This window comes from Syntrophothermus sp. (assembly GCF_013314835.1).
Classification (GTDB): domain Bacteria; phylum Bacillota; class Syntrophomonadia; order Syntrophomonadales; family Syntrophothermaceae; genus Syntrophothermus; species Syntrophothermus lipocalidus.
The window spans coordinates 1-2,930 of record NZ_JABUEX010000138.1 but is presented as its reverse complement, the minus strand read 5'-3'; the positions used below and the strand labels follow the sequence as shown (position 1 = coordinate 2,930).

At 48.7% G+C, this 2,930-nt stretch carries 2 protein-coding genes and 1 tRNA gene; 2 read left to right on the top strand and 1 reads right to left on the bottom strand.

Going from position 1 to position 2,930, the window contains the following annotated elements:
• Positions 1-72, bottom strand: a tRNA-Gly gene (locus HPY90_RS15685).
• 218 nt (positions 73-290) lie between these two features.
• Between HPY90_RS15685 and HPY90_RS15680 the strand changes: the two genes are divergently transcribed.
• The gene (locus HPY90_RS15680; protein ID WP_287195891.1) at positions 291-1,643 is read left to right on the top strand and encodes an HD domain-containing protein; all 1,353 of its coding nucleotides are present in this window, start codon (positions 291-293) and stop codon (positions 1,641-1,643) included.
• A 59-nt stretch (positions 1,644-1,702) separates the two neighbouring features.
• Positions 1,703-2,473 (top strand): toxin-antitoxin system YwqK family antitoxin, encoded by a 771-nt coding sequence (locus HPY90_RS15675; protein WP_287195889.1) that lies wholly within the window; start codon positions 1,703-1,705, stop codon positions 2,471-2,473.
• The last annotated feature ends 457 nt before the right edge of the window (positions 2,474-2,930 follow it).

Here is a 2,930-nt window from a genome sequence, read left to right as displayed (position 1 = left end):
AGCGGGAAACGGGATTCGAACCCGCGACCCTCGGCTTGGGAAGCCGATGCTCTACCACTGAGCTAATCCCGCACGCACTTTTATTTTATTCACAACCAACCCGATCGTCAACCCAATGTACTAGTTCGGTGTTATCGTTCTGTGATATTGTCACCTTGTAATAGTTCAGCGAAAATGTCCCCATGAGAGGGGATATGTAAAGTTGAGCACAAAATGTCGGTAGACAGACCCAATTTTTCGTGCGAACATAAAGAAGACGTATCGTCCTTTATTAAAGGCAGGTGATTGCCGTGGATGACGGTTTAAAAATGATCTCGCTGGATGTGCGCCGAAACCTGCTGGCTCGAGGTTTCATCCCGCTCACTGAATTAGAGCACCATCCTAACTGCCCTTCCTGGTTCTCCCTGGCTAAAGCCGAAAAAAGGGCACATGCCATGAATAAAGATATCGCCGATTTCTTTTACTCTCCACGCGATTTGGTAGAACCCTACCTTTATTATAATGGTCTAGCGTTCGTGGGGTTCTCCCCGGACGAACCGGAGCTAGCTGAGAATATCGACCAACATGAGAGAGCATGCCGCGAAGCCTTTCAATCTCACAACTTCACTACCCTGTTTGACGACATTGTCGACAAAAGGATTGCTCTCACGGCCTATCAGCACCTCTTTGACCTGATTCCCGATGAAGACAAGTACAACCTTTTCCTCCGTGTGTACTGCCGTTCCGAATCCGGTTTCGGCAGTTTGCCAGAGGAAATCGTACGCAAAGCCGTGTTATTTCGGAAGACACCTCTTTTTATCCCCGGAGCCGACCACAACGGGTTTGTCGACATTTACCGGGGAATGACTTCGAAATCGACGCCTTTACATAGAGCGTTTTCCTGGACACTAAATCTCCGCACCGCCATCTGTTTTGCCATCAGGTTCCGTCTGGGAAGGGAAACAGGGGAAGTCTATAGGATCACTGTGCATCAGGACAAGATAGTTGCATATATAACGGACAGAAGGGAAGATGAAGTAATAGTGTTGCCTTCGAATATAAAGGATGAATTAAGGAACGCGCAAAACATAAAAGTAATAGGCTTAAGAGAACTCGAATCAGAAGTAGACGTGCGGGCAATAACGGAGCAGTTCGAGACTTGGTCTTCTTACCTAAAGCCTGAATACTTTCGTAATCCTTCTGGAATTCATGGCATAGGTCATACGAAGAGGGTTCTTTTCCTTTGCCTGGTTCTCGCCTATGGGAACGAGCTGACCACCCGCGAAACTGATGTGATTTGCAAGGCTGCTCTGTATCATGATATCGGTCGCACCCATGACGGGGTTGACTCCCTGCATGGCCTGAAGAGTTACCAGAAAATCGCGCAGTTGGACCTGCTAAAAGCTGAAAACACGGGAGACAGGCTCTTAATCCAGTTTATAATCGAAAACCACTCTGTTGATGACAAAACGGCGAAAGGTAAACTCCCCTTGTGCCACGGAGTAGACCCGAACGAGGCATGGCTTTTGTACAGTATGTTCAAGGACGCGGACGGTTTGGACCGTGTAAGGCTCCGCGATCTTGACCCAGAAAAGCTTAGAACCCAAAAAGCCAAGGAGCTTATACTGCTGGCAGAACAGTTGCTCGAAAGGATTAAAGCATAACGGTGTAGTATAAATAAGCCCTAATGGCAGTACGCAGAAGAAGGGAGTCTGCAAGGACCGTGTTGGTCGAACATTATCCTAACGGGAATGTAAAGAACCTCCAATGGCAAGTAGACGAAAAGCTGCACCGCGAAGATGGTCCGGCCCTGATAAGGTACTCGGAAAACGGCACCGTTATAGAGGAACTCTGGTATCACCGAGGACAGCTTCATCGGGACAATGGTCCGGCCGTAATTGCTCGCAACGCTTCCGGAACCCAGCAGAAACAAGAATGGTTCTCATCAGGGAAACGACACCGCCTAGATGGCCCTGCTTGCACGACATGGGAAACTCTTGAAGCCGGCATAAAATGTGAGGAGCGGTGGTACCTAAACGGACAGCTCCACCGCGACGGTTATCCGGCGGTAGAGGTTTATATGCTTCGCCATGAACACAAAATCATGCTCAGCCGAGAATGGTGGGCACACGGTCGCCGTCACCGGCTAGAAGGTCCGGCTGAAGAATCATTCTATCCCAGCGGCCTTCCCAAGTCCAGGAAATGGTATCAGCACAACCTGCTTCACCGGGAAGACGGGCCTGCCTTAGAGGAGTTCTTCGAAAACGGCGCCCTCAGGTTTTATGAATGGTACCTTCATGGCAAACTCCACCGCGAGGACGGACCCGCTCGCGAAGTGTATGGCACTTCGATCAACCACCGGCTGATTGCGCCGCGAAAGTATTATTACCTTGAGGGGGAGCTAATAGCTCCAGGCGATTTTAAACGAAGGGTAAGAATCTACCGGATGTCGCGGAACCTGGTCATAACCAGCGAGTCTTCTTTCAAATTGTAGTTGCCAGGTGTTTGTGGCTATTACTTAGTTCTCCCAATCTTGTAAGATGTCGCGGGCAGTGTGATACTAAGGACCGGTGATTCAGACATAAAAGCTGCAAATCCTGCAGGGCGTTCTTTAACCACTGACCGCCTTGATAACTTTCGGCCAAAGCTACGTTCTCTTCCAAACACTCCTTGGCGCCTTCGATGTCCCCCTGCTCTTCCAAATAGCTATAAAATGAGGGCGCCTGGGCCTTCCCAGATTAGCATAAATGGAGTCCACTATCTCTTTATGACAATAACTGGTAATGATTCTGCCGGTAAAGATTGTTCCCGGTTTGTTCGAGTGGGGACTGTACAATTAACTGTGTAAACCCCTTTGGGAAAAAGGTAAACTTTTACCAAGGGGGTAAGGAAAATGGACGAAAAACTTTTTAGGAAGCACCTTCGGGAATTTATCAAAGAAAACAATCTGG